Raw genomic sequence first — 24,739 nt, forward strand, 5'->3', positions numbered from 1 at the left:
CTGCGGTCACGTCTCGCGACGCTCCCGACTCCGCGGAAGCCACCCGCGCCTCATCCGGACGGCGACGGGGACGAGGTGATCGACGTACTCGGTGGCATGGCCGAGCTCGTCAGGATGCTGGACGAGCAGGGCGTGAACCCCGCCGAGCTCCTCGCGGGTCTGGCGGGGAACCCGAGGGGGCGGCGTGGCCTGTCAGCGGCGGGCTGGGCGCCGGCGCCACCGCTCCCGAAGAAGCCGAAGCGGGCCAAGGGACAGCGGGCCCCCGTCTACCAGGTCAAGGTCGGGCTGCGCGGCGCGAAACCACCGATCTGGCGACGGCTGGAGGTACCGGCCAACACCAGCCTGGAGCGCCTGCACACCATCCTCCAAGCGGCCTTCGACTGGGACGACAGCCATCTGCACGTCTTCGAGACGCCCTACGGCAGGTTCGGCACACCAGACGCGGATCTTGACCAACGCGCCGAGCAGCCGGTGTCGCTGGAGCAGGTACTTCCCACCATCAAAGCAAAGATCCGTTACACCTACGACTTCGGCGACGACTGGGATCACGAGATCGTCCTGGAAAAGATCCTCGAGCCCGACCCGTCGGTCCGCTATCCGCGCTGCACCGGCGGGCGCCGCGCGGCCCCGCCGGAGGACTGCGGCGGTCTCTGGGGCTACGAGGCGCTCCTGGAGATCCTCGGCGACCCCAGCCATCCCGAGCACGACGAGCGGCTGGAATGGCTGGGCCTCGGCAGCGCGGCCGACCTCGATCCCACCGCGTTCGACCCTCAGGGGGTGACAGCCGCGCTGTCCCGGCTCCGCTGACGGCGGCGCGACGGCTCGTCTGGCAGAAGACCGTCACCGAAAGAGGTCTTGACAATTCTCGCGGAGCCACTCCGTCCGCGGCGGGCCTATCCGCAGCAAAAAAATGCGACAAGTTCGACGAACCCGCTTGACCGCGGCACGTCTATGCGGGGGCGGAACGTCCCGCTCTGCTCCATCCTTCCGAGACCCGCTGGTCCAGCACCATCCCGATCAGCAGCGCCAGCGGATCGTTCGTCAGCAGCTCGTCGGACTCGTCGATCTGACTCAAATGCAGGCCCACGGGCACTGTTGCATCCGGCGACTCCAGCCGATCTTGACCGCAGATCTTCCCGTAGTTGAGCCTTCGTGGGGCTCGGTCGGCAGGTCGACGGTGCTCCGGCGACCGGATCCGGCGTCCTCCAACAGGAGGATTTTCGGTCGAGATCTCCCGGCCTCGCCGGATGCAACAGTGCCAACAGACCCCTGGGATGGGCGAAGCGATCGAGGTCTTCAACGATTTGCTGGCAAAGCACGTGTCGCTATGATCGCCTGATTCCGCCGGTCAGGCCGTCCAGTCCTCGGAACGCAGGCCGGGGACCCTGCTGAACTCGGAGCTGTTGGCCGTGACGACCGTCAGTTCGCGCCGAAGAGCCTGGCCCGCGATCAGCACGTCGTAGGCGCCGATCGGGGTTCCGGCCTTCTCCAGGGCGGCGCGCACCTGACCGGCGTTCCGGGCATCCTCGTCATCAAAGTCCAGCAGGTCCATGCCGCCGGAGAGCAGCACCCGAAGTCGGTCGGTGTTATCCGCCACCTGACTGCTCTTCGCCACGCCGTACCACAGCTCGAAAAGAACGACGGACGACAGCGCCAGATACTCGCCGGACGCCTGGGCCGACCGGTACCGTTCCCGCACCGCGAGCGGCTTGTTCCGCAGCAGCGCGACCACGGCGTTCGTGTCGAGGAGGTAGTTCACTCGAAGAGGTCCTCGCCGACGGGCGTGGGCGGCTGGTCCCTGCCGTCCTCGAACAGCGGCACGTCGGCGAATCGATCCAGCTCGGCGAACCACGCCTCGACATCCGAGGCGATCGGCTCCAGTAGTACACCGTCTCCTACGTGACGCACGCGCACCCGGTTACCGGGCAGGCGAAACTCCTTGGGCAGCCGCACGGCCTGGCTCCTACCATGCATGAAGATCCTCGCGATCGCGGTCTCGGCCATGATCTCCCTCCCGGATGATAGATACCAAAAGTATACATCACCTGCGCGCCGCACGCGAGGCGCAGCCTGTGGGGTGCCAGAAGGGGCACTGTTGCATCCGGCGGGGCCGGGAGATCTTGACCGAAAATCCTCCTGTTGGAGGACGCCGGATCCGGTCGCTGGAGCACCATCGATCTGCCGACCGAGCCCCACGAAGGCTCAACTACGGGAAGATCTGCGGTCAAGATCGGCTGGAGTTGCCGGATGCAACAGTGCCTGCTCGCACATCTCGCACCTGCCCGCCACGAGCCGCGTGATCAGCTCTGTGCGGCGGTCGGTGACCTGGACTGGTTTGCGGTCGATGAGGACCGCGGTTTTCTGTCGTTTCAGTGGGATGCCACCGAACCGTGCGACCAGTGGTTTCCTGCCGTCGCGTTCGACACTGACCTGGAAGCATCTGCGTGGCCCGGACGGTGTCTCGGCGGTCGCCTTGTAGGCGGCCGCCATTTTGGACACCGACGAGTCATGTTTGCAGGCCAGTGTTTTCAGCAGTGAGGTCAGCATGACCCAATGCACCCGGTTCAGTCGGTAGACGTCGCCGGCCAGCAGATAGTACTGGACGAGGCCCCGGTATTCGGCCGCGTAGGTGTTGACGATCGTGTAGTCGTCGTCGTTCACCAGCCAGGGCCGGCGCTGGGGTTTTCCGCGCATCATGTACGGGGCACAGGCAGCCTTGACCACCGCCGACGGCACGCGTAAAGCAATCGCGCCGTTGGCTGCCCGGCGACCACGTGTGATCTTGTGATCGCTGTGTTGATTGGTGATCTCATAGCCGAGGAAAGTCGCCGCGCCTGTGCGGGCGTGGGTGATGAGCGTCTTTTCCTCGGACAGTTCCAGCAGGAGGTCGTCGCGCAGGAACTGGGCGAGGCGCTGTTTGACTTCCTCAGCCTCGGCTTTTGGTCCGGTGAACCCGAGCAGAGTGTCGTCGGCGAAGCGCACGTACCGCAGCCGCCGGTAGCCGGGATCGTGGGGATCCCCGCTGGACATGCTGCGCTGCTGCGTGCGCAGCGCCCGGGTCGCGGCCCGGTCGCCACGTTTACGGGCGCGTTGGATCGCGCAGTGCACCCTGCTGTACTCAGGATTACGCCTTCGGCTTGCGCCTCGAGTGTATTCCGGTATGAGCTCTGTCTCGACGAAGGTGTCCAACCGGTCGAGGTAAATGTTGGATAGGACGGGTGAGACGCCGCTGCCCTGCGGCGCGCCGCTGAGCGTGGCGTTCCACCGCCAGTCCTCCAGGTATCCGGCTTTCAGCATGTTACGCAGCAGCCGTAGGAACCTGTTGTCGTGGATTTTCTCGCCGAGTATCCCCAGCATGACCTCGTGGTCAAGCGTGTCGAAACACCGCGCGATGTCACCCTCGATGAACCAGGTCGTCCCGGTCCAAGTCTTCGCCACCTCGCTGAGCGCGGTGTGGCATCCCCGGCCGGAACGGAAACCGTGCGAGCGGTCAGAGAACCTCGGCTCGTAGTACGCGGTGAGTAGTAGACGCACCACTTCGCCAACGATCTTGTCCGACCATGATGGCAGGCCCAGGGCCCTCTTCTTCCCGTTCTTCTTCGGGATGTGGACCCGTCGTACCGGGCTGAATCTGTAGCGCTCGTGGCGCAACGCATCGATGATGCGGTCGATTCTGCCCGTTGACATGCCGTCTGCGGTCTCCCCGTCGGCCCCCGGCGTCATGGCCCCTTTGTCAGAGTACACTCGGCCGTAGGCCAGCAGATACAAGTCCGGGTTGTACATCTGTCGGTACAGTTCGGTCAACGGCAGGCCGCGCCTGCCGCGTTCACGGAGGACACCCAGTACCGTTTCGGCGCTCTGCATTACGCATACCTCGCGGGTTTTGAGTGTCCGGTCACCTGGCCCCCTTGGCCCTGTCGACGGTTTTCCCGCCGTCCTTGGTGGGGCGTTACTCCCACGACTACTACGGGGCCTCCGTCGCCATAGGGTTCGCACCCCGTAGGCGATCCCATGTTCGTCCCTGTCGTACGTACCAGCATGACGTAGGCGGCCCACTCATCTCCTTGAATACCCTCGCTGGGTATCGCTCCGCGCTCTGGAGGTTGCGTCAACCCCGATGGGATGTCGACGCAGAGCGCGGCACCGGTTACAGGCGTCTTTCCGATGGACGGATCTTTGCATCCTCTGGAGATTGGGCTTCAGACAATCCAGTTTTCGCCATATCATGCGGACCCCTCGAACGCCCCGCTCCATACGCCTGGACACGGTCGTCGATTTTCTGGCATGCTACTGTCCCCTTGACCTTTCGGCGCCGGGTTAGCCATCGGGTCCGAGAACATCCCTCCAAGTTCCCCCCAGCTACGCTGGGGATACGACAAGGCGCGTCATGGCGCAACACCGGTAAACCGTTACGTGATCAACCTCGAGGCCGCGTTCGGCGAGGAGTTCCTCGACGTCGCGGTACGACAGGGCGTACCGCAGGTACCACCGGACTGTCAGGATGATCACCTCGGGTGGGAACCGGAACCCGGCGAACTCCGACGTCGGAACCGGTGGACGGACACGACGTCGACGCATCCTTCGATCATGACTTACCCGTGGTCGAGATGGCGGACTTCGCCGATGCAACAGTGAGCTCGCCGCGACCAGGCTGCCGCCCGCTGGTTCTTCGTTCGGGCGCTGTCTCATGGCCGGCGGCCGGTCGAGGTCACCACGGACAAGGCGCCGGTCTATCCGCGGATCCTCGACGAGCTCCTGCCCGAGGCCTGCCACGTTGACGCGGCCCGGGAGAACAATCGGATCGAGGCCGATCATGGCCGGTTAAAGGCCCGGCTGCGTCCGATGCGTGGGCTGAAACGCCTGCGATCCGTCCAGACCATTAGCTCCGGGCATGCGCTCGTCCAGAACATCCGCCGCGGCCACTACGAACTCGGGATTGACACCGACCCGCACGCACGGCTGACAGCCGCGTTTACCGAGCTCACCCTCACGATCTGATCACCCGCTCGGCAGAGTCAACCATGCCCTGCCTTCCCCCAATGCAACAGACCCCAGACCGGGAGAGGACGGTCCGAGATCGGGGGCGGGAGAACTGTTGACGCTGGACCGTCTCTTGAAGGTCACCGATGCCGGGCTGCCGGTGCTCTCGAGGTGTGCGTACGACATGCGGATGGCGATGGCGCCCTCGCCGACGGCCGAGGCGACCCGGCGGACGTTGCCGCTGCGCACGTCACCCACCGCGAAGACGCCGGGGTGGCTGGTCTCCAGCATGTGCGGAGGGCGGTCGGGATGCCGCGACGCGCTGTCCCGCGTGGCGGCGGCGGTCGTGGCGTTGCCTGCTGTAGTGGTCGCGGTGGTAATTCTGAGCATGGCTTCTTCCGCGTCCGTGCCGGTGAGCACGAAACCGCGGTCGTCCAGGGCGACGGTGTCCGCGAGCCACCCGGTGCGGGGCTTCGCGCCGATGAAGACGAAGAGTGCCTCGACCGGGACTGTGCGCTGTTCACCGGTGTGCTTGTCGCGCAGGACGAGAGCTCGCAGCGAGTCGTCTCCCTGGACCTCCTGGACCTCTGTGTGCGGCACGACGAGGACCCGGGGATGCCGCGTGATCCGGTCGACCAGGTACCGGGACATGTTCCTGGTCAGGTCGTCGTCGCGGACCACCAAGTGGACGACCGGTGCGACGTCGGCCAGGAAGATCGTTGCCTGTCCGGCGGAGTTGCCACCGCCGACCACGGCGACCGGGCGGCTGGCGCACAGGCGGGCCTCCATCACTGTCGCGGCGTAGTGGACGTCCGTCCCCTCGAACTTCTCGATGCCGGGCACGTCCAGCCGGCGGTACCGCGCGCCGGTGGCGATCACCACAGTCCGGCTTACGATCTCGGTGTGAGAGCTGCCGGTGTCGCACCGGACCACATACAGGTCACCGTCCGGTACCAGCGCCACCGCCTCAGCCGGCACGTTGATCTCGGCCCCGAACTTGTGCGCCTGGATGGCCGCCCGGTCGGCGAGTTCCGCCCCGGAGATCCCCGCGGGGAAGCCGAGGTAGTTCTCGATCCGGGACGATGTGCCTGCCTGCCCGCCGGTGGCGACGGCATCGAGCACGGTGGTGGCCATCCCGTCCGAGGCGGCGTAGACAGCCGCCGCGAGCCCGGCGGGACCGGCCCCGACGACCAGCACGTCCCGGACCGAGGTGTCGGCTCGCGCCACTGGCAGGCCGATGGCCTGGGCCAGCTCGGTGTTGCTCGGATTGCGCAGCACCAGGGTGTCCCGCCAGATCACCACCGGGGTGTCCTGGGGCTTCAGGCCGATGGCGCGCAGCACCTTCTCCGTCTCGCGGTCCTGTTCGAGGTCCACGAACCGGTGCGGCAGCCGGTTGCGCGCGGCGAACTCCCGCAGCCGCCGGCTGTCCGGGCTGTAGCGGGAGCCGATGATCCGGAACCCGGCCCCCAGGCCGATCAGCATCGATCGGCGCTGGAAGCAGGTCCGCACGATCTCGTCACCGAGGGCGGTGTCGCGACTTATCACGTCGCGCAGGACGTCCAGCGGCACCGCGAGCATCTCGCCGTCCTCGCCGGCGACCGCGGTGAAGAAGGAGACCTGACCCTCCAGCAGACCCAGCTCACCGAGGTAACGACCGGATCCGTGCACCCGGACCACCCGTTCCTCGTCGGTGCCGTACCCGGTAATCACGAGTACCTTGCCGTGCAGGATGACCAGGAACTCCTCGGTCCGTTCGCCCTCCCGGACCAGCACCTCGTCCGCTCGGACCTGGCGCCGTTCCCCGCGGGCGGCCAGGGTCGCGATCTGATCGTCGGAGAGCCTGGGATACGCCCCGTACAGGTCGGGTGTCTCCGTCAGATCAGGAGTCTCCGTCAGGTCGGACGCGTCCCTGCGTTCGGAGGTCAGGGTGGATGCGGCGGCTGGTCTCTCCCCGTCCGTTGCGCCGTGCTCCCGTCTAAGGTCCTGGTCGGTGGTCAAGCGCCGCTCAGACATACGACTCCTCGCAGTGCCTGTCATGCCGTGAATGGAAAGGTTTCCGGTGGTTCGCCACGGTTCCCGCCCGCGGTTCGCTCGAGGGGTTCGACGGCGCGGGTCGCGTCGATGTGGATGATCGCGTCGAACTGGTCGGCGGCCCGCGCGCGGAAGTAGTGGCTCTGCCGTTCGGCCCCGGGGCGGTAGATGACACCGATGGCCCGTTCCAGGCGGGCGGAGGTCAACGTCCTGGCGGCCCGGGCGGTGGACCCGAGGCAGAGGAGGAACTCCTTCTCCCCGACCTCGTGGAACAGCTCCTCGAGGCTGCCGAGGAGGGCCGGACGAACTCGTTTGCGCTCGGCCGGCCGGTCCCACTCGTGGGCGGCGGTGACGGTACCGGTGTAGGTCGTGAAGCCGACCAGCCGGCAGTCACCTGGATGGCGGTGCCGGACGAGCTGACCGAGGGTTTTCTCTCCGCGAGCCGCGACCTCGGCCGCGGAGGCGTCGCCGACGTGGGAGTTGTGCGCCCACACCACGATCTTTGCCGGGCCGGACCGCCGGTGGCGAAGATGGCCGGCAAGCGCGTCGAGCGTGTCGGCCATGTGCTGGTCGCGCAGGTTCCACGACGACACCCCGCCGCTGAATATCGAACGGTAGAACTCCGCTGCCGCCTTGACGGTCCGCGCGTTCTGCCGGGCGAAGAAGTAGTCGTCCCCGGTGAACCGCCCATCCCGCCGGGTGTAGTCGGCCGCGTGCCGATGTAGGTCGACGAGTTGGTCCACCCCCTGCTGTTCGCAGGTCTCGCCGGCCCCGAACGCGGCCGCATGGCGGTATACCTGGCCGTCGAAGCCGTCGCCGTAGTGGTCGAGACAGGTGTAGCGCTCCCGGGCCCGCGCCGCGGCGGCCGGGTCCACCCGCTCCAGAAAGGCGATAAGTTCCTGGATGGAGTGGTAGAGGCTGTACAGGTCGAGTCCGTAGAAGCCTGCCTTGGCCGACTCGTGCCCGCCGAACCGGTCGTTGTGGTCACGTAGCCATCCGACGAAGTCGAGCACGTCTGTGTTGCGCCACATCCAGCTCGGGAAGCGTTCGAAACCGCGCAACGCCTCCTCGGCGGTCACGTCCTCGCCCTGTCCGCGGACGAACCGGTTCACCCGGAGGGCATCCGGCCAGTCCGCCTCCGCCGCCACCGCCGCGAACCCCTTCTCTTCGATGAGGCGCCGGGTCATCGCGGCGCGGGCGGCGCAGAACTCATGGATGCCGTGTGACGCCGCACCGATCAGCACCAGATCCGCGTCACCGACCAGATCGAACAGGATGGCGTCGGACGGGATCCCGTCCTTCATCGGGAAGATCTCGGAACGGACGATCGCCGGCGCGGTGCAGCACACCCCGACTCCTTCGGGAAGCCGGGAGAACGCCGCCGCATGCAGCAGATCACGGACCCCCTCATCCGTCACCTGGGTGAAGTCCCAGTACGACTGCCCGACCGCGAAGAACGGCGACGGCGTGGTCGCGCACACCGCCTCGTTGGCCAGTGCCCGCAACTCCTGGCAGGTGGACGTGGGCGCCGCCGGCACGGCGACGACGATCCGCGCCGCCCGCGACCGCCGCAGCGCCAGGACGGTGGCACGCATGCTCGCACCCGTCGCGAGGCCGTCGTCGACCACGATCACGGTCCGCCCCGAGACGTCCATCGCCGGTCTTCCGTCCCGGAACATCTGCTCTCGGTGCAGCAACCCACGGCCTTCGGCCTCCGCCACCCGTTGGATCACCTCGGAGGAGAGGCTCATGCCGCGGACCACGTCATCGTTAAGAACCAGCACCCCGCCGCTGGCGATCGCGCCCATCGCCAGTTCCTCCTGGCCCGGCACCCCCAGCTTGCGGACAATGAAGACGTCGAGTGGCACGCCGAGATCCTTAGCGACCTCGTAGACGACCGGAACCCCACCCCGGGCCAGCCCCAACGCCAGCACGTCAGGACGGCATCGGTACTGGCCGAGGAGTCCCGCCAGGAATCTGCCGGCATCCCGGCGGTCACGGAACACGCGGTTGTTCGACATGACCTTGTATCCTGCCTGTTCGGCGGCCAAGATTGGCGTAATGCCCCATCGCGGCCAGCAGAAACCACATCGCCGGCCCGCGGCTATCTCCCCGCCGTCTTCCCGAGCTGCCGCAGCCCCTCACGGAGGAATGGGAGCATGCGGTCATATAGCGGAAATGGTGTCTATGCGAGGCCGAGGACCGATCTCTTGCGGAACCGGCTCACCCGTTTCACTCTGGCTACATGGACGTGGGCAGAGCGGACCTGGGCAGCAACGAACCGGCGAGGATCGGGAGAGCCCATGGCGGTGAAACTGAACAGAAAAGACTATGACCATTCCAGACGATAATCGAGGGCAGGAAGGTCGTGCTGGACGAGCGGGACGACTGGAGCGAGCATCAGCCCTCCGCTCTGCGGGAGAACAGGTTCATCGAGGAGCACGGCCTCGCTGACTACCAGAAGGGGTACCTGGGGATCGACGACGAGACCGGCGAGGACGGGAAGACGCGGTACAAGTTCCCCTACGGAGACTTCGAGAACGTGCACCTGGGCGGTGTCCTGTCGGCCGAGTCGAGAGCCGGGCAGTACAAGCATTTCGACGTTGAACAGGCCGCCGCCCACTTGCATGGAACTCTTGACGTCGTACACACCGGATACATGGAATGCTTGACGTCGTACGCACCGGATAGTGGCGCGTGCGCAACCAGCCGAGGGAGGATCACCATGCCGGTTATGGGCGTGACCAGGTTCGAACGATTCTTCCGGACCGCCGCGGGTCTGGACATAGACAAGAACGACGTGAAGCGTTACGGCGATTTCGTCAACGACAAGCTCTTCGATCTTCTGCTCATGGCGCAGGCGACCGCGAAGGCGAACGTCCGAGATGCGATAGAGCCGTGGGACCTTCCCATCGCCAAAGGCCTCCAGGAGAGCATGCACCGTTTCCGGGATCTCGATGAGGAGATCGAGCTGCATCCCATCCTGGAACAGATCGCGGCTCGCCCCCCGCTGGACCTCGCCCTGAGCGACGACACCACGGCCCGCCTTCCCCTCATCGTCGGCGGACTAAGCCTCGCACTCGCCAGAGCCTTCAGGATCATCGAACCGAAGATCAAGAATCCCGGGCCCACCGAATGGGAGCGCATCAGCCGCATCTTCGACCTCCTCCTTTGAACACCTGGGGGAAGGCGCTCGTGGAAGGGAAGGCGTGGTCGGGTCAGCGCGGTCATGTCACGTCAGTCGGGTCAGCCGTTGGACGATCCCGCGCCGGATGTCTGCGCGCTGGACGCTCCGGCGTCGGATGACTCGGCTTCGGACGACCTGGTGGTGGTGTCGGTGTACTGGCCCGAGGTGTCATCGATCCTCCGGTCGCTCTGCGTTGCCGTGGGTCCGGAGATCTCGATGTGGCGGGGCTGGCTGCTGCGGGCCTTCGCCAGCCGGACGGTCAGCACACCGTTGTCCAGGGTCGCCGTCACAGCTTCGGGATCGACGTCTCCGGGCAGCGTGATCTGGTGCTCGAAGTGGCCGAGCCGACGGGTCTGCCGGCGTAGCTTGCCGCGGTGTTCCCGCTCCTTGATCTCGCCGGTGACGAACAGTTCGTTCTCCTTCAGATCGATCGAGACGTCCTTGGGGTCGACGCCGGGCAGTTCGAGTTCGACCAGGAACGCGTCGTCGGTCTCCTCGACGTCCACCGCCGGCACCATCGCGGCGAGGACCCCGTAGGGCCGGTGCTCCCCGCCGAAGACATCGCCGAGAAGGCTGCCCATCCGGGTCCAGGCGTCCTCGATCTCGCGGAACGGGTCCCAGCGAGTCGTCGGCACCGGACGGTCGGTGCCCGCGCGTGTTGGCATGTTCATGATCCACCCCCATGGCTGTTGCTCATGGTTTCTGGCGTGCACTCCAATCGTCGTCCGCGCCCGCGTCGCCGGCAAACGTAGACACCGTGGATGTTCGCGCCGGTTGCCGCGGCCGCCAGCGCGAGTCGGTTCTCGCGGCCCCCGGAGATCTCGGGTGTATTCGGTTGGGTTTCCGGCACGCGGGCAGTCTGTAAAAACGACCGCGTTGTTCGGGGAGATACCTTGGATGCCCTGCGCGGTGGCGCAACCACGACCCACGTCGGGTGGGGGCGATCGATATGCCACATGGTGATAGCGATTTCGGGACAGATGAGGGCAGTGCCCGCGGCTCCCGATCGAATGACCTTGGAGCCGGCGCTCCTGGAGCTGGAGTTCTCCACCGCGGTGACCCGCGCGTCGATGATGCTCGGAGTGAGCGGGGGACGGACCGTGCCGACGGGGCCGGCCGCACGGTCGGGTCGCAGAAAGTGGTCGCCACCTTCAGTACCTACACCGATGCCGAACGGGCCGTCGATCGACTTGCCGACCTTGACTTCCCGGTAGAGAAGACCGCCATCGTCGGCCGCGACCTGCATACGATCGAGAAGGTCACGGGTCGGCTGACCTGGGCCTCGGCGGCTGGCCGGTCGGCGCTCGCCGGTGCCGTCACGGGCGCGCTGATCGGCTGGATCTTCGGCCTGTTCAACTGGATCAATCCTGTTCAGGCAGCGGTGCTGCTCGCGCTCTACGGAGCCATCTTCGGCGCAATCCTCGGTGCTCTGATGGGTTTGCTGACGTACGCGTTCAGCCGGGGCCGGCGCGATTTCGTCTCCGTGTCGGCGCTGAGTGCCGATCGCTACGACCTGCTCGTCGATGCCGACGTGGCGGACGAGGCGGCCCGGCTCCTGGCGGAGACCGAGTTCGGCAGGCTCTCGTCCGCCGGGAGCGGCCGGACCTGACATCGATCATCCGCCGGCCGGTACGCGCGGTGGCGCGGCGTGCGGACGTGTCGGCCTCTGGTCCGCCGTCTTGCTCTGGTTCGCCGTGTAACGGCGTGTTGCGGTCTTCGTCCGGCCGGTCTTACCGTGGTCGTGAGGTCTGCCGGGGCCCCGCCACTTCCATCAGAAGGCTCCCACCGGGAGGTCATCGTGGGAAAGGCAGTAGGAATAGATCTGGGGACCACCAACTCGGTCATCGCCGTCGTCGAGGGCGGCCAGCCGACAGTGATCCCCAATATTGAGGGCTCGCGCACGATGCCTTCGGTCGTGGCTTTCACGGAGAGCGGTGAGCGGCTGGTGGGTGAACTCGCCCGCCGCCAGGCGATCCTCAATCCCAAAGGCACGATCACCGCGGTCAAGCGGTTCATCGGCCGCCGGTACAGCGAGGTCACCAGCGAGCTGAAGACAGTCACGTACGACATCACCGCTGGGAAGGAAAACGCAGTACGGATCGTGGTTCGCGGGCGCGAGTACGCCCCCGAGGAGATCTCGGCGATGGTGCTCCGGAAACTGGCCGACGACGCCGCCAAGTTCCTCGGCGAAAAGGTCACCGAAGCCGTGATCACCGTGCCGGCGTACTTCAACGACGCGCAACGGCAGTCGACCAAGGACGCTGGCCGGATCGCCGGACTGGACGTACTGCGCATCATCAACGAGCCCACCGCCGCGGCGCTGGCCTACGGGATGGACAAGAGGTCGCACGAGACGGTGCTGGTCTTCGACCTGGGCGGTGGCACCTTCGACGTCTCGATCCTGGATGTGGGCGACGGGATCGTCGAGGTGCGCGCGACCGCCGGCGACACCCATCTCGGCGGCAACGACTGGGACCGCCGCCTCGTCGACTTCCTCGCTGAGGAGTTCAAGAACCAGGCCGGCATCGACCTGCGTAACGATCCGCAGGCACTGCAGCGGCTCTTCGAAGCCGCCGAGAAGGCAAAGGTCGAGCTTTCGTCTGTCTCCCAGACCCAGGTCAACCTGCCGTTCATCACCGCCGACGCGAACGGCCCGAAGCATCTGAACACGACGGTCACCCGCTCCCTGTTCGAGAAGATCACGGCCGATCTGCTCGAGCGGTGCATGCCGCCGCTGCGCCAAGCGGTGGCGGACGCGAAGATTTCCGAGAACGACATCGACGAGGTCATCCTCGTCGGCGGCGCCACCCGCATGCCCGCCGTGCAGAACGCCGTGCGCCGGCTCACCGCCGGCAAGGACCCGAACATGACCGTCAACCCGGACGAGGTTGTCGCCGTCGGCGCCGCCATCCAGGCCGCGGTCCTCAAGGGCGAGGTCTCCGACGTGCTGCTCCTCGACGTCACCCCGCTCTCGCTCGGCGTCGAGACCCTCGGCGGCGTCAGCACCAAGGTCATCGAACGCAACACCACCATCCCCGCGCGGCGCAGCGAGACGTTCTCCACCGCCGAGGACAACCAGTCGGCCGTCGACATCGTCGTCCTGCAGGGCGAACGCGAGATGGCCGCCGACAACCGGACGTTGGGCCGCTTCCGCCTCGAGGGCATCCGCCCCGCGCCCCGCGGCCAGGCCCAGGTCGACGTCATCTACGACATCGACGCCAACGGCATCCTCAACGTCACGGCGAAGGACAAGGACACCGGCGCGCAGCAGCAGATCACCATCTCCGACAACACCAACCTGCCGCCAGACGAGATCCAGCGGATGGTCGCCGACGCCGAGCAGAACCGGGCCGAGGACGCCCGGCTGCGGGAGAACGCCGACGCCCGCAACCAGCTCGACACGATCGTCTATCAGGTCGAGCAGCGGCTCACCGAACTTGGCGACCAGGTCCCCGTGCACGAGAAGGCCCGCGCCGAACAGCTCGTCGCCGACGCCCGCCGCGCGCTGGAGGAGCACGCCGATGTGGATCGCGTCCGGCCGGTCATCAACGATCTCCAGCAGGTCCTCTACGGCCTTCCCGCCGCCGTGCAGCGCGAGGCGGCCTCCGCGGCCAGCGGCGGAGGCGGAGCTGGAGCAGGTGGACCGGGCGAGGCCTCGGCTAGTGGGGACGACGTCATCGACGCCGACTTCACCACGCGTGACGATGGGTGAGAACCGATCGGATGCCGAGCGGCCCGAGACCGCTCCGGCACCCGACCCCACCGCGGAACTCGAGCAGTGCCAGGCCAGGAACCTGCGGATTCTCGCCGACTTCGACAACTACCGTCGGCGGACCGGACGCGAGATCGGCGCCGCGAAGGCAGGCGAGCGGGATCGTGTGGTCCTCGCGTGGGTGCCGGTGCTGGATCATCTGGAGCTCGCCCTCTCGCACACGGACGCCGATCCCGACTCGCTCGTCGACGGGGTTCGCGGGGTACACCAGCTCGCTCTGGACGCGCTGCGGAACTCCGGGGTCACTCGGCTCGACGACGAGACCGGCGCCTTCGACCCGACCCGTCACGAAGTCGGCGCTGTCGTCGACAGCGGCTCAACGTCGTCTCCGCCTGCGGCGGGCACCGTTGTCGAGGTGCTCCAGCCGGGCTACCAGGCCGACGGCCGCGTACTGCGCCCCGCGTCCGTGGCCGTGAGCGCCGGACCGAAACCGAACAACGGAGCAAAATCGAACAACGGGCCGAGGCGGGATAGCGGGTCAGAACCAGGAAAGGGATCAGGACCGGATACCGAGACGGAAGCATCGTGACATGAGTAGCGGGCGGACCACGGATCGGGCCAGCGAGGACTTCTACGCGATCCTCGGGGTCCCCCGCAACGCCGACGCCGACGGGATCCAGCGGGCGTACCGGAAACTCGCCCGCCAGTACCACCCCGACATCAACTCTGATCCTGGGGCCGAGGAGCGGTTCAAGGACCTGTCGGAGGCGTATGACGTGCTCTCCGATCCCGACACCCGCGCGCGCTACGACCGGTTCGGCGGGGATTTCCGCCGGATGCCCGAAGGCGCCGAACGATGGGCAGGCACGAGTGCCGGGGCGCGTGCCGGCGCCGGGGACAGTCCGGGCTTCCGGTTCGAGGGGTTCGAGGGGTTCGAGGATCTGTTCGGCGGTACGGGCGGCGGCTTCTTCCACGGCCGCGGCCGGGCGGGACCGGTGTCCGGCGCCGACCAGGAAGCCGAGATCGAGGTCACCCTCGCCGAGACCTACCGAGGCGGTCGGCGCAGGGTCACCCTCGCGGGCCCGACCGGGCCCCGCGAAGTCCAGGTCACCATCCCGCCCGGAGTGACCCACGGGCAGCGGCTACGTCTCGCGGGCCAGGGCGGGCGCGGCCGGGACGGCGGGGATCCGGGAGACCTCTACCTCGTGGTTCGCCTCGCGCCCGACCCCCGATTCCGGGTCGAAGGCCGGGACGTGCACACCGATCTGCCCCTCGCACCGTGGGAGGGCGTGCTCGGCACGAAGGTCGCCGTCACCACCCCGGACGGCGAGCAGGTGACCGTCACCGTCCCGCCCGGCACCTCCACCGGCCGCAAGCTCCGCCTGCGCGGCAAGGGCCTGCCCCGCCCGGCGCGTGATTCGAGGCGCGGTGACAGTGCCAGCGACCTCTACGCGCACGCCCGAATCATGGTCCCGACCAACCCCACTGCGCGGGAGACGGAGCTGTTCCGCGAGCTCGCCGAGGTCTCGTCCTTCAACCCCAGGGAGAGGCCATGACGACGCTGCTCGTGCACGCCAGCGCCCGTACCCAGGGCCTCGACCTGAACGCGTTCTGTGCCGCGGCGCACCTGCATCCCGAACTCGTCCACCGGCTGGTGACGCTGGGTCTCCTCGACGCGGAGATCGACCACGCCGGCCACTACACACTCGCGGCGACGGCGGTGGCACGCGCCGGCCGTATCGAACGGCTGCGACGCGACCTCGGCATCACCTACACGGCGACCGGGGTCGTGCTCGACCTGCTCGACCGGATCGACGAACTCGAACGGCTCCTCCGTGCCCGACCCGCCCGAGGCGAGGTGCATCCATGGACATGAACAAGCTGACCGAGAAGTCCCGCGAGGCTCTCGACGCCGCGCAGGCACGAGCGGTGCGCCTCGGCCATGTCGAGGTGGACGGTGAACACCTGCTGGCCGCGCTACTCGAACCGCCCGAGGGACTGGCGCGCCGCCTGCTGATCGCCTCGGACGGGGATCCCGCCGGCATCGCCGAAGCGGTCGAGAACGAACTGCGACGCCGTCCCAAGGTGTCCGGCCCCGGCGCGCGACCCGGCGAGGTGTATGTGACCCAGCGGCTGTCCCGCCTCCTGGACACCGCCAGCAGGGAAGCCGGTCGACTCAAGGACGAGTACGTGTCGATCGAGCACCTCCTCCTCGCCCTCGTCGACGAGGGACAGTCCAGCGCCGCCGGCCGGATCCTCGCCCACAACGGCCTCACCAGGGAGAAGCTGCTCACCGCGCTGACCGAGGTCCGCGGGAACCAGCGGGTGACGTCGGCGAACCCCGAGGCCACCTACGAGGCGCTGGAGAAGTACGGCCGCGACCTGGTCGCGGAAGCCCGCGACGACCGGCTCGACCCGGTCATCGGCCGCGATGCCGAGATCCGCCGGGTCGTGCAGATCCTCTCCCGCAAGACGAAGAACAACCCGGTGCTCCTCGGCGACCCGGGGGTCGGCAAGACGGCGATCGTCGAGGGCCTCGCCCAGCGCATCCACCGGGGCGACGTACCTGAGGGACTACGCAACCGGACGGTGTTCCAGCTCGACCTCGCGGCGCTGATCGCCGGAGCCAAGTACCGGGGCGAGTTCGAGGAGCGACTCAAGGCCGTCCTCAGCGAGATCAAAGCGGCCGAAGGCCGGATCCTGCTGTTCGTCGACGAACTGCACACCGTCGTGGGCGCCGGCGCCGCCGAGGGGTCGATGGACGCCGGGAACATGCTCAAGCCGATGCTCGCCCGCGGCGAACTGCACCTCATCGGCGCCACCACCGTCGAGGAGTACCGCCGGCACATCGAGTCCGACGCCGCGTTCGAACGCCGCTTTCAGCCGGTGCTGGTCGACGAACCGGCGGTGGAGGACACGATCTCGATCCTGCGCGGACTGCGCGAGCGGTTTGAGATCTTCCACGGCGTGCGGATCCAGGACGGTGCGCTGGTCGCGGCGGCGGTGCTGTCGCACCGCTACATCTCCGACCGGTTCCTGCCCGACAAGGCGATCGACCTCGTCGACGAGGCGTGCGCCATGCTCCGCACCGACATCGACTCGATGCCGACCGCGCTCGACGAGATCACCCGCAGGGTCACCCGGCTGGAGATCGAGGAGGCCGCGCTGGCGAAGGAAAGCGCCCCGGCCAGCGTCGCCCGGCTCGACCAGCTCCGCAAGGAGCTCGCCGACCTGCGGGCGGAGGCCGACGCGATGCGCGCGCAGTGGGAGTCCGAACGACAGGCCATCCGCAAGGTCCAGGAGCTGCGGGAAGAGATCGAGCACGTTCGCCGGCGCGCGGACGAAGCCGAGCGTGCCTACGACCTCAACACGGCCGCCGAGCTGCGTCACGGCCAGCTCCCGGAGCTGGAACGCCGGCTGGGCGCCGAGGAGGAACGTCTGGCCGGCCGCCAGCACGGGCAACCGCTGCTGCGTGAACTGGTCACCGAGGAGGAGATCGCCGACATCGTCGCCCGCTGGACCGGCATCCCCGTCACCCGGCTTGTCGAGGGCGAGCGCGAGAAGCTGCTGCGCCTCGACGACATTCTGCATCAGCGGGTGGTCGGCCAGGACGAGGCCGTCAGCCTGGTGGCGGACGCCGTCATCCGCGCGCGCTCCGGTATCAGGGACCCCCGGCGCCCGGTCGGGTCGTTCATCTTCCTGGGACCGACCGGCGTCGGGAAGACCGAGCTTGCGCGCACGCTTTCCGAGGCGCTGTTCGACTCCGAGGAGGCGATGATCCGTATCGACATGAGCGAGTACCAGGAGCGCCACACCGTCAGCCGGCTGATCGGCTCTCCTCCCGGCTACGTCGGCTACGAGGAGGGCGGGCAGCTCACCGAGGCAGTGCGCCGCAAGCCGTACTCCGTGATCCTCTTCGACGAGATCGAGAAGGCACATCCCGATGTCTTCAACACACTCCTGCAGGTCCTGGACGACGGCCGGCTGACCGACGCGCGGGGCCGAACCGTCAACTTCACCAACACAGTGATCATCATGACGTCGAACATCGGCTCGCAGTGGCTGATGGACGCGGTGACGCCCGACAGCGAGATCGAACCCGAGGCGCGGGCCCGGGTGATGGCCGACCTGCGGGAACGATTCCGCCCCGAGTTCCTCAACCGGCTCGATGAGATCGTCCTGTTTAAGCCGCTCACCCTGGCCGAGATCGAACAGGTCGTCGACCTGCTGGTGGAAGACCTGCGCCGGCGGCTCGCGGACCGCCAGATCACCCTGAAGATCACCGAATCGGCCAGGTTGTTCATCGCCCGCGAAGGATTCGACCCGGTCTTCGGCGCCAGGCCGCTGCGGCGGTACATCCAACGCGAGGTCGAGACCCGCATCGGCCGAGCACTGGTCGCCGGCGACCTCACCGACGGCTCCCGCGTCACCGTCGACCTGGTCGAGGACCATCTCGCTGTCACGCACGACGTGCCCGCGACGCACCAGGGATGACGACCGAGGCCGGCGCGGCCCGGTACTGCGCCGCGGAGGGACGCCCCCGGCGAGGTCCTCGGCGACTCCGCCTCCAGCACCGCCGACCTGCTCGACCACGTGACTCATCGTCGACTTCGCCGAAATCAATGATGAGGAACCGGCCAGGCGCCTCGGCATCCGGGCCCCTTCCGCCCCCTTCCGCCACGCCGGCACCGACCCGAAACGTGTCACCAAGCGCGTGTTCCGGAGGACGATGATGAGAATTCTTGATGACGGACAGACACGAGTGAACGAGGGCCCGGCCGCCCGCAGAGATCGGCTCGGCACCGCCCTGGGATGGTTCAGTGTCGGACTGGGCACGGCCGAGATCGCCACTCCGGGAGCAATCACTCGAATCGTCGGCGTCGACAACTCGGCGACGAACCGGGTCATCTCGCGGACCCTGTGTGGTACGCGTGAGCTGGCAGCCGGTCTTGGGATCTTCGGGGACGAACGTCCGGGACGTTGGCTGTGGGGACGCGTCGGGGGCGATGCCATCGATCTGTCGCTACTGACGGCCGGTGTATATCGGCACCGCCACGAGCCCACGCGGCTGGCCCGGCTGTTTTTCGCCACCGGTTCGGTCATCGGCGTCACAGTACTCGATGTGATCGCCGCCCGACGTCATGCCGGCCCGCGAGACGTGTCCGGGCATACAGCGCGGGCGAGAGCGACCACCACGGTCCGCCGCACCCCCGAGGATCTCTACCGCCGGTGGCATGATTTCGAAGCGTTGCCGACGTTCATGTACCACCTCGACTCGGTGCACACGACCAACGGCATCTCGCACTGGAAGGCCAAGGGGCCCGCCGGCATGAAGGTCGAATGGGATGCGGAGATCGTCGACGACCGCCCGGACGAGTTGATCGCCTGGCGGTCGGTCAGGGGCTCGAAAGTCCACAACGCCGGGACCGTGCGCTTCCTGCCGGCACCGGGCGATCGCGGAACCGAGGTCCATGTCGACCTGACATACGACATTCCCGGGGGCACGCCGGGGTACGCGGTGGCCAAGCTGCTCGGCGAGGAGCCGAGCCAGCAGATCACCGACGATCTGCGGCGTTTCAAGCAGCTGATGGAGACCGGTGAGATCGTCCGATCGGAAGGCAGTCCGACCGGAGCCCGCAACGCCGTGCATCTGCTCCGGCAACACCCAGCCCAACCGCTCGGCTGATCGTGCGTTCGGCTGGCCTCGCCACCCGGTTTTCCGTCGAGACCCAGCACAATCGCCACAAGGAGCCAGCGCTACACCCCTGAGTAGTCGGAGGGATGATTCATGCGAGCGAACTGCTGGTTCGGTCGGGGCGAAGTAGAGGTCGTCCAGGTACCCGAGCCGAAGATTCTCAATAGCCAGGACGCGATCGTTCGGATCACCAAGACCGCCATCTGCGGATCCGATCTGCATCTCTACAACGGATTCGTGCCCACGATGAAGAAGGGGGACGTACTGGGGCACGAATTCATGGGTGAAGTCGTCGATGTGGGCCGAGAGGTCAAGAACCTCAGTGTCGGTGACCGGGTCGTCGTCCCGTTCCCCATCGCCTGCGGACGATGCAACGCGTGCCTCGCGGGCACCTACTCGGTATGCGAGAACTCGAATCCGAATGCCGCGCTCGCGGAGAAGATCCTCGGACACGCGCCGGCCGGCATCTTCGGATACTCCCACATGCTCGGCGGCTACCCCGGCGGCCAGGCCGAGTACGCACGGGTGCCGTTCGCCGACGTCGGACCGATCAAAATCGAAGACGATCTACCGGACGACCGTGTGCTGTTCCTCTCCGACATCCTCCCCACCGGTTACATGGCGGCCGACTTCTGCGACATCACTCCCGGCGACGTCATCGCAGTCTGGGGAGCCGGACCGGTCGGCCAGTTCGCCATCGCCAGCGCCTACCTGCTCGGGGCCGAGCGGGTCATCGCGATCGACCGCTTCCCTTACCGGCTGGCAATGGCCCGCGACAAGGCGGGAGCGGAGACCATCAACTACGAGGAGACGGACGTCCACGAAGCGCTGCTCGAGATGACCGGCGGCCGCGGACCCGACGCCTGCATCGACGCCGTCGGCCTGGAAGCGCACCACGCATCGCCGGCCGCCTACTCCTATGACCGGGCAAAGCAGGTCACACGCCTGGAGAGCGACCGGCCGTTCGCCCTCCGCGAGGCCATCCGCAACTGCAGGAACGGCGGCATCGTCTCCGTCGTCGGTGTCTACGGCGGCCTGGTCGACAAGTTCCCGATGGGATCTTTCATGAACCGAGGACTGACATTGCGGGCAGGCCAGTGCCACGTGCAGCGCTACCTGCGGCCACTGCTCAACCGGATCCGCGCCGGTCAGATCGACCCGAGCTTCGTCATCACGCACCGTCTCAGCCTCGACAACGCGCCCGAAGGATTCTCTACATTCAAGAACAAGGAAGACGAATGTGTCAAGGTGGTCCTAACACCCTAACGATCGACTACATTCGTTCATCCCCAGGAATGGATTGTTAGGAGCACGAGCAACCGATACGCGGGAGGGCTATGGATCAGATCTATCTGCCGGCGAGCAGGTGCACCCACCGCTGATCTTCTGCGGCCGATCGCCACACGAGGCAAGGGCTATCCTCACCTGTGCGGCGCAAAAATGACCGGCCCTCCGGCGGCGGTCGCGTCGAACGCGGTGGTGGTCCGGCCGTCCGCGGCACCATAGACGGCAGCGGCGAGCCCGGCTGGTCCCGCTCCAATCACCAGCAGATCCCGAACGGCACTATCCAGGCGCGGAGCTTAGCCCGGTTTTCGCTGTAAGGACGCATCTGCCCGTAATGTCGCGGAAGGAAGAGCCCATGTCTACGTCTTCTATCGTTCAGCATAGTCCAATCGCTAGCATCAACCCCTACAATGGCGAAATCATGCGCGAATTCCCTCCCATGTGCGAGCAGGCCGTCGACCACGCGGTCCGAGAGGCACATCAGGCATTCCAGTCCTGGCGCGGTACCAGCGTTGACGAACGGGCCGCGCTGGTCGGTCGAGCCGCGCAGCTGGTGCGTGAGCGCGCCGAGCACCTCGCCCGGCTAGTGACTCTTGAGATGGGCAAGCTCATCCGGCACAGCCGCGTCGAAATTGACCTTTCCGCGCGGATCCTGCAGTACTACGCCGACAAGGCCCCCGTGCTGCTCGCCGACGAGCCGTTGGATTTCAAAGACGGTTCGGCCGCCATCGTCAATGAGCCACTGGGGGTGATCCTCGGCGTCCAGCCCTGGAACTTCCCGGTTTACCAGACCGTCCGGTTCGCGGCGCCCAACCTGGTGTTGGGGAACACTGTTCTACTCAAGCCCGCAAGCAATACGCCACAGTCGGCGCTAGCCGTCGAGCAGCTGTTCGCCGACGCGGGCGCGCCGCGAGGCGTGTACACCAACCTCCTGGTTCCCGGCCGCGAGGTCTACCGGGTGATTGAGTCTGATGTCGTTCGGGGCGCATCGCTGACCGGAAGCGACCGGGCCGGCGTCAGCGTCGGTGAGACCGCCGGCCGAAACGTGAAGAAGAGCGTCCTCGAGCTGGGTGGCAGCGACCCGTTTATCGTGCTCGATGACGACAACCTCGACCGCACCGTCGAAGCGGCCCTGGTCGGCCGCCTGCACAACATGGGGCAAAGCTGCGTGAGTGCCAAGCGGTCGATCGTGATATCCGAGGTGTTCGACCGGTTCGTGACCACGCTGGCCGAACGGATGCGCGAGCTGGTTCCAGGCGACCCCGTGGACGAGGCCACCACGCTGGCACCGGTGTGCTCCGAGCAGGCCGCCCAGACGCTGGTAGACCAGGTCCGCGACGCGCTGGACAAGGGAGCGACCGCGGTCGTCGGCGGCGGGCACGTCGACCGCCCCGGAGCGTTCGTGCAACCCACGCTCCTCGTCGGCGTGACGCCGACGATGCGCGCCTTTCGCGAGGAGCTGTTCGGACCGATCGCGGTCGTCTATCGGGTACAGGACGATGACGCAGCGGTCTCCCTAGCGAACGACTCGCCTTACGGTCTCGGCGGTGCGGTGTTCAGCAGCGACATCGCCCGGGCGCGTGCAGTCGCCGGCCGGATCGAGAGCGGGATGGTGTGGATCAACCATCCGACGTCATCCGAGCCGGAACTGCCCTTCGGCGGCATCAAGCGGTCCGGCTACGGCCGGGAGCTGTCCCACCTCGGCATCAAGGAGTTCGCCAACCGGAAGCTGATCGTGACGATGGAGACGGACGCGCCGATCACCGACGCTCTGGGTTGATGCCCGCTCGCGCGGTGGGCCCAGCTCACTATCGGTGAATTGTTGAACCTGGTTTGGGTCTGGCCTGGATCGCTGGCTGTCTGTGGGAGGGGCCAGTGATGACCAAGCGTGTGGCCTGGCCGCCGGCAGCGGGGGTTTCGGGGAGGCGCGGAGGGTGCGCGAAGACGATCGGTACCACCCCCGGTTTGCAGACGGCATCCGTCGGGCGGATTGGCGGCGTCCGATGGCCTTGTGCGCGGCAGTGCCGGCGGATGGATCCCGACGCATGGGCGGAGAGTGTCAGGTGGCGGCGCGGATGCCGTCGTATTCGAGCCAGGGGTCGCACAGGACGTCACGCCACCGGGCGTCATGACCGTGGCGTTTGATCCGGTAGTAGGCGGCGCGTCGGGTGCGGGTGCCCGTGTTGCCGCCGATGTTGTGGCCGAGCAGGTAGTGGGCGAGCAGCAGGTCACCCGCCCGGCCGTGGACCTGCTCGGGGGGCGGCAACGGGATCGGTGGGTAGCCGCCGGCGGCGACGAGCGCGTCCGGGCCGTGGGTGCGGAAGTAGGCGGCGTGGGTGAGGTGGGTGCCCGGCCAGACCCACAGGTTGCCGCCGTCGTCGTCGGGCTGGTCGCTCAGCAGCACGGCGGCGAGCAGGGTGAAGGTGCCGGGGCGGCCGTCCGGCAGGTCGGGCCCGACGCCGTCGAGGTGGTGCATGCCGGGCCGGTGCGGGAACGGCGGGATGTTCAGCGCCACCTGCACCTGCCACAGCGGCACCAGGGTGCCCGGCCCGGTGAGTGCCTCGGCGAGGGCGAACGCGCGGCTGCCGGTCAGCAGCGCGCCGAGCGCCGGCTCTGCCGCGGCGGTCGGGAAGTAGTTGTGCGGTCCGCGCACGTCCGGTGCCGGCGGGTCGGCGGTGACCAGCCGGTCGACGACCTGGGACGCCGCCGCCACCAGCCCTGCCGGCACCACCCCCGGCAGCACCACGAATCCCCGCCGCGCGAACTCCCGCAGGTGGCTCCACCCCTCCGTTCGGCCCTGTGTGCCCGGCCGGCCCTCAACATCGCGTGGTGACATGCACTCGACCGTAGGTCGAGGGGACGGCAGCCGGCGAACCATTTTCTCCGCATCGGCTCCCGGGCCGGCCGTCGGCGCCTCGATGCTCGCAGCTTCGGCTGCCCCGACCAGCCGAAAATCGCCTGGTGGCGGGACAACCGAGGGACGGCGTGACACGGACAGGTCCCGTCTGGGCCATGCGGCGTGTGCAACGCGGATACGGACCACGGACCGGGCCGAATTAGCTAAAGATGCTGGCGAGCGCACGGATCCACGCTGCCACGAGCGGATCGTTGTCGGCGTAGACCACCCGCGATTCCGGGGCGACGCTCTGGGCGACCTCGTGCAGGTTCGGCGAGGTCGGAATGCCCGTGCCCACGTCCAGGAACTGGCAGATTCCCGCCTCTCGGGCGAGGAACCGCGTCACCCGGTGCAGGAACGCACGGTTCTGCCGGGCAGTGACCCGGCCGTACGGAAACACCCCGAGTGCCTGCTCCGCGGCCTGCCGGTCGGCGGGAAAGTTGTCCTTGCCGCCGAGGTAGTAGTCGTACATGCGGGCGGTGTGCGGAACATCCACCTTCAGATCAACCGGGTTGATGCGCTCTCGCCTCCGCGTGAGCCACGGCTTCGGGCTGGACGCGCCGGCTTCGGCGTCGGTCACCGTACACAACCCCCCAGATCCGGCGTTATCGTCTGGGATCACCCTAACGGGCCGCCGGCGTCGTCCCCCCCAGTACCCGGCAGACCATGGTCGGCTGGTGCAAGCCCAACTACCCGCACCCGCCGACGCAGACCGCACGGGCCCAGGTGTCGTCGAACCCCGAAAGTGACAGTTTGAACCGCCCCGGGAAGGTTGGAGGCTTGATTCTCTGAGAGGATCAAGCCTCCATCCGACCCGGGGCGGTTCAGGGGAGGTTTCGGGTTGCCGGTGGGGCTGGTAGGCCGTGAGGATGGCACGTTCTCCTCGGTATCCCTCGGATCTCACCGACGCGGAGTGGGCCTACGTGCAGCCGCTGCTGCCCCCGGTGTCGAAGG

The 24,739-nt window shown here is 67.4% G+C and carries 18 protein-coding genes and 6 pseudogenes; 14 read left to right on the top strand and 10 right to left on the bottom strand.

The features are described 5' to 3' along the window. Positions 1-807: plasmid pRiA4b ORF-3 family protein (locus AB1460_RS27570; RefSeq protein ID WP_368965025.1), on the top strand; the 807-nt coding region annotated here is incomplete at its 5' end. 142 nt (positions 808-949) lie between these two features. On the opposite strand, the gene AB1460_RS27575 is transcribed toward AB1460_RS27570, so the two are convergent. The 5 genes and pseudogenes from AB1460_RS27575 to AB1460_RS27595 form a co-directional block, all read right to left on the bottom strand. Continuing rightward, positions 950-1,087 (bottom strand): hypothetical protein, encoded by a 138-nt coding sequence (locus tag AB1460_RS27575; RefSeq protein WP_368965026.1) that lies wholly within the window; start codon positions 1,085-1,087, stop codon positions 950-952. A gap of 261 nt (positions 1,088-1,348) precedes the next feature. Next, a complete protein-coding gene (locus AB1460_RS27580) occupies positions 1,349-1,759 on the bottom strand; it encodes a type II toxin-antitoxin system VapC family toxin (protein WP_368965027.1) in 411 nt (136 codons plus the stop codon). Beyond that, entirely contained in the window at positions 1,756-2,004 is a 249-nt protein-coding gene (locus AB1460_RS27585) for an antitoxin (RefSeq protein ID WP_368965028.1), read from the bottom strand. The genes AB1460_RS27580 and AB1460_RS27585 overlap by 4 nt, the downstream gene beginning before the upstream one ends. Before the next feature lie 255 nt (positions 2,005-2,259). Then, positions 2,260-3,864 (bottom strand): annotated as a pseudogene (locus AB1460_RS27590) (reverse transcriptase domain-containing protein); the annotation flags it as partial. A 534-nt stretch (positions 3,865-4,398) separates the two neighbouring features. Beyond that, positions 4,399-4,578 (bottom strand): annotated as a pseudogene (locus tag AB1460_RS27595) (IS6 family transposase); the annotation flags it as partial. A 60-nt stretch (positions 4,579-4,638) separates the two neighbouring features. Here AB1460_RS27595 and AB1460_RS27600 point away from each other — a divergent pair. Further along, positions 4,639-4,998, top strand: a pseudogene (locus AB1460_RS27600) (DDE-type integrase/transposase/recombinase); the annotation flags it as partial. On the opposite strand, the gene AB1460_RS27605 reads toward AB1460_RS27600, so the two are convergent. Together AB1460_RS27605 and AB1460_RS27610 are read right to left on the bottom strand one after the other, a co-directional pair. Next, the gene (locus AB1460_RS27605) at positions 4,999-6,993 is read right to left on the bottom strand and encodes an FAD-dependent oxidoreductase (RefSeq protein WP_368965029.1); all 1,995 of its coding nucleotides are present in this window, start codon (positions 6,991-6,993) and stop codon (positions 4,999-5,001) included. A gap of 20 nt (positions 6,994-7,013) precedes the next feature. Beyond that, positions 7,014-9,032, bottom strand: coding sequence for an erythromycin esterase family protein (locus tag AB1460_RS27610; protein ID WP_368965030.1), 2,019 nt, complete (start codon positions 9,030-9,032; stop codon positions 7,014-7,016). A gap of 282 nt (positions 9,033-9,314) precedes the next feature. On the opposite strand from AB1460_RS27610, the pseudogene AB1460_RS38420 reads away from it, so the two are divergent. Both AB1460_RS38420 and AB1460_RS27615 read left to right on the top strand, forming a co-directional pair. Further along, a pseudogene (locus tag AB1460_RS38420) lies at positions 9,315-9,664 on the top strand (hypothetical protein); the annotation flags it as partial. 72 nt (positions 9,665-9,736) lie between these two features. Next, on the top strand, positions 9,737-10,186 hold the full coding sequence (locus AB1460_RS27615) for a DUF1931 family protein (RefSeq protein ID WP_368965042.1): 450 nt from the start codon (positions 9,737-9,739) through the stop codon (positions 10,184-10,186). Between the two features lie 71 nt (positions 10,187-10,257). On the opposite strand, the gene AB1460_RS27620 is transcribed toward AB1460_RS27615, so the two are convergent. After that, positions 10,258-10,863, bottom strand: coding sequence for an Hsp20/alpha crystallin family protein (locus AB1460_RS27620; RefSeq protein WP_368965031.1), 606 nt, complete (start codon positions 10,861-10,863; stop codon positions 10,258-10,260). Between the two features lie 473 nt (positions 10,864-11,336). Here AB1460_RS27620 and AB1460_RS27625 point away from each other — a divergent pair, with 473 nt between their 5' ends. The 9 genes from AB1460_RS27625 (at position 11,337) to AB1460_RS27665 (ending at position 22,669) form a co-directional block, all read left to right on the top strand. Further along, entirely contained in the window at positions 11,337-11,807 is a 471-nt protein-coding gene (locus AB1460_RS27625) for a general stress protein (RefSeq protein ID WP_368965032.1), read from the top strand. A 189-nt stretch (positions 11,808-11,996) separates the two neighbouring features. Further along, on the top strand, positions 11,997-13,910 hold the full coding sequence (gene dnaK, locus AB1460_RS27630) for a molecular chaperone DnaK (protein WP_368965033.1): 1,914 nt from the start codon (positions 11,997-11,999) through the stop codon (positions 13,908-13,910). Then, the gene (locus AB1460_RS27635) at positions 13,903-14,499 is read left to right on the top strand and encodes a nucleotide exchange factor GrpE (RefSeq protein WP_368965034.1); all 597 of its coding nucleotides are present in this window, start codon (positions 13,903-13,905) and stop codon (positions 14,497-14,499) included. The genes dnaK and AB1460_RS27635 overlap by 8 nt, the downstream gene beginning before the upstream one ends. Before the next feature lies 1 nt (position 14,500). Then, the gene (locus tag AB1460_RS27640) at positions 14,501-15,466 is read left to right on the top strand and encodes a DnaJ C-terminal domain-containing protein (RefSeq protein WP_368965035.1); all 966 of its coding nucleotides are present in this window, start codon (positions 14,501-14,503) and stop codon (positions 15,464-15,466) included. Then, the gene (locus AB1460_RS27645; RefSeq protein ID WP_368965036.1) at positions 15,463-15,786 is read left to right on the top strand and encodes a chaperone modulator CbpM; all 324 of its coding nucleotides are present in this window, start codon (positions 15,463-15,465) and stop codon (positions 15,784-15,786) included. The genes AB1460_RS27640 and AB1460_RS27645 overlap by 4 nt, the downstream gene beginning before the upstream one ends. Further along, entirely contained in the window at positions 15,777-18,404 is a 2,628-nt protein-coding gene (gene clpB / locus AB1460_RS27650; protein ID WP_368965037.1) for an ATP-dependent chaperone ClpB, read from the top strand. Before AB1460_RS27645 ends, clpB begins: the two co-directional genes overlap by 10 nt. A 235-nt stretch (positions 18,405-18,639) precedes the next feature. Then, positions 18,640-19,596, top strand: coding sequence for an SRPBCC family protein (locus AB1460_RS27655; protein WP_368965038.1), 957 nt, complete (start codon positions 18,640-18,642; stop codon positions 19,594-19,596). Between the two features lie 102 nt (positions 19,597-19,698). Next, positions 19,699-20,871 (top strand): zinc-dependent alcohol dehydrogenase, encoded by a 1,173-nt coding sequence (locus tag AB1460_RS27660; protein ID WP_368965039.1) that lies wholly within the window; start codon positions 19,699-19,701, stop codon positions 20,869-20,871. Positions 20,872-21,244: 373 nt separating this feature from the next. Further along, positions 21,245-22,669: an NAD-dependent succinate-semialdehyde dehydrogenase gene (locus tag AB1460_RS27665; RefSeq protein WP_368965040.1), complete on the top strand. Its 1,425-nt coding sequence runs from the start codon at positions 21,245-21,247 to the stop codon at positions 22,667-22,669. Between the two features lie 279 nt (positions 22,670-22,948). Here the strand turns inward: AB1460_RS27665 and AB1460_RS27670 are convergent, their stop codons facing one another. Both AB1460_RS27670 and AB1460_RS27675 read right to left on the bottom strand, forming a co-directional pair. Further along, complete coding sequence (locus AB1460_RS27670; protein ID WP_368965041.1) at positions 22,949-23,725, bottom strand: phytanoyl-CoA dioxygenase family protein; 777 nt, start codon at positions 23,723-23,725, stop codon at positions 22,949-22,951. Between the two features lie 238 nt (positions 23,726-23,963). After that, a pseudogene (locus AB1460_RS27675) lies at positions 23,964-24,365 on the bottom strand (SAM-dependent methyltransferase); the annotation flags it as partial. Between the two features lie 289 nt (positions 24,366-24,654). Here AB1460_RS27675 and AB1460_RS27680 point away from each other — a divergent pair. Next, positions 24,655-24,739: pseudogene (locus tag AB1460_RS27680) on the top strand (transposase); the annotation flags it as partial.

Origin of the sequence: Parafrankia sp. FMc2 (assembly GCF_041008525.1) — a bacterium.
Classification (GTDB): domain Bacteria; phylum Actinomycetota; class Actinomycetes; order Frankiales; family Frankiaceae; genus Parafrankia.

Bases quoted from the DNA above. Each gene is read 5' to 3' on its own strand.
- AB1460_RS27610 (WP_368965030.1), bottom strand. From the start codon at position 9,032: ATGTCGAACAACCGCGTGTTCCGTGACCGCCGGGATGCCGGCAGATTC.
- AB1460_RS27645 (WP_368965036.1), top strand. From the start codon at position 15,463: ATGACGACGCTGCTCGTGCACGCCAGCGCCCGTACCCAGGGCCTCGAC.
- AB1460_RS27640 (WP_368965035.1), top strand. From the start codon at position 14,501: ATGAGTAGCGGGCGGACCACGGATCGGGCCAGCGAGGACTTCTACGCG.
- AB1460_RS27660 (WP_368965039.1), top strand. From the start codon at position 19,699: ATGCGAGCGAACTGCTGGTTCGGTCGGGGCGAAGTAGAGGTCGTCCAG.
- AB1460_RS27605 (WP_368965029.1), bottom strand. From the start codon at position 6,993: ATGTCTGAGCGGCGCTTGACCACCGACCAGGACCTTAGACGGGAGCAC.
- AB1460_RS27620 (WP_368965031.1), bottom strand. From the start codon at position 10,863: ATGCCAACACGCGCGGGCACCGACCGTCCGGTGCCGACGACTCGCTGG.
- clpB (WP_368965037.1), top strand. From the start codon at position 15,777: ATGGACATGAACAAGCTGACCGAGAAGTCCCGCGAGGCTCTCGACGCC.
- AB1460_RS27585 (WP_368965028.1), bottom strand. From the start codon at position 2,004: ATGGCCGAGACCGCGATCGCGAGGATCTTCATGCATGGTAGGAGCCAG.
- AB1460_RS27655 (WP_368965038.1), top strand. From the start codon at position 18,640: ATGATGAGAATTCTTGATGACGGACAGACACGAGTGAACGAGGGCCCG.
- AB1460_RS27615 (WP_368965042.1), top strand. From the start codon at position 9,737: ATGCCGGTTATGGGCGTGACCAGGTTCGAACGATTCTTCCGGACCGCC.
- AB1460_RS27670 (WP_368965041.1), bottom strand. From the start codon at position 23,725: ATGTCACCACGCGATGTTGAGGGCCGGCCGGGCACACAGGGCCGAACG.
- AB1460_RS27635 (WP_368965034.1), top strand. From the start codon at position 13,903: ATGGGTGAGAACCGATCGGATGCCGAGCGGCCCGAGACCGCTCCGGCA.
- AB1460_RS27665 (WP_368965040.1), top strand. From the start codon at position 21,245: ATGTCTACGTCTTCTATCGTTCAGCATAGTCCAATCGCTAGCATCAAC.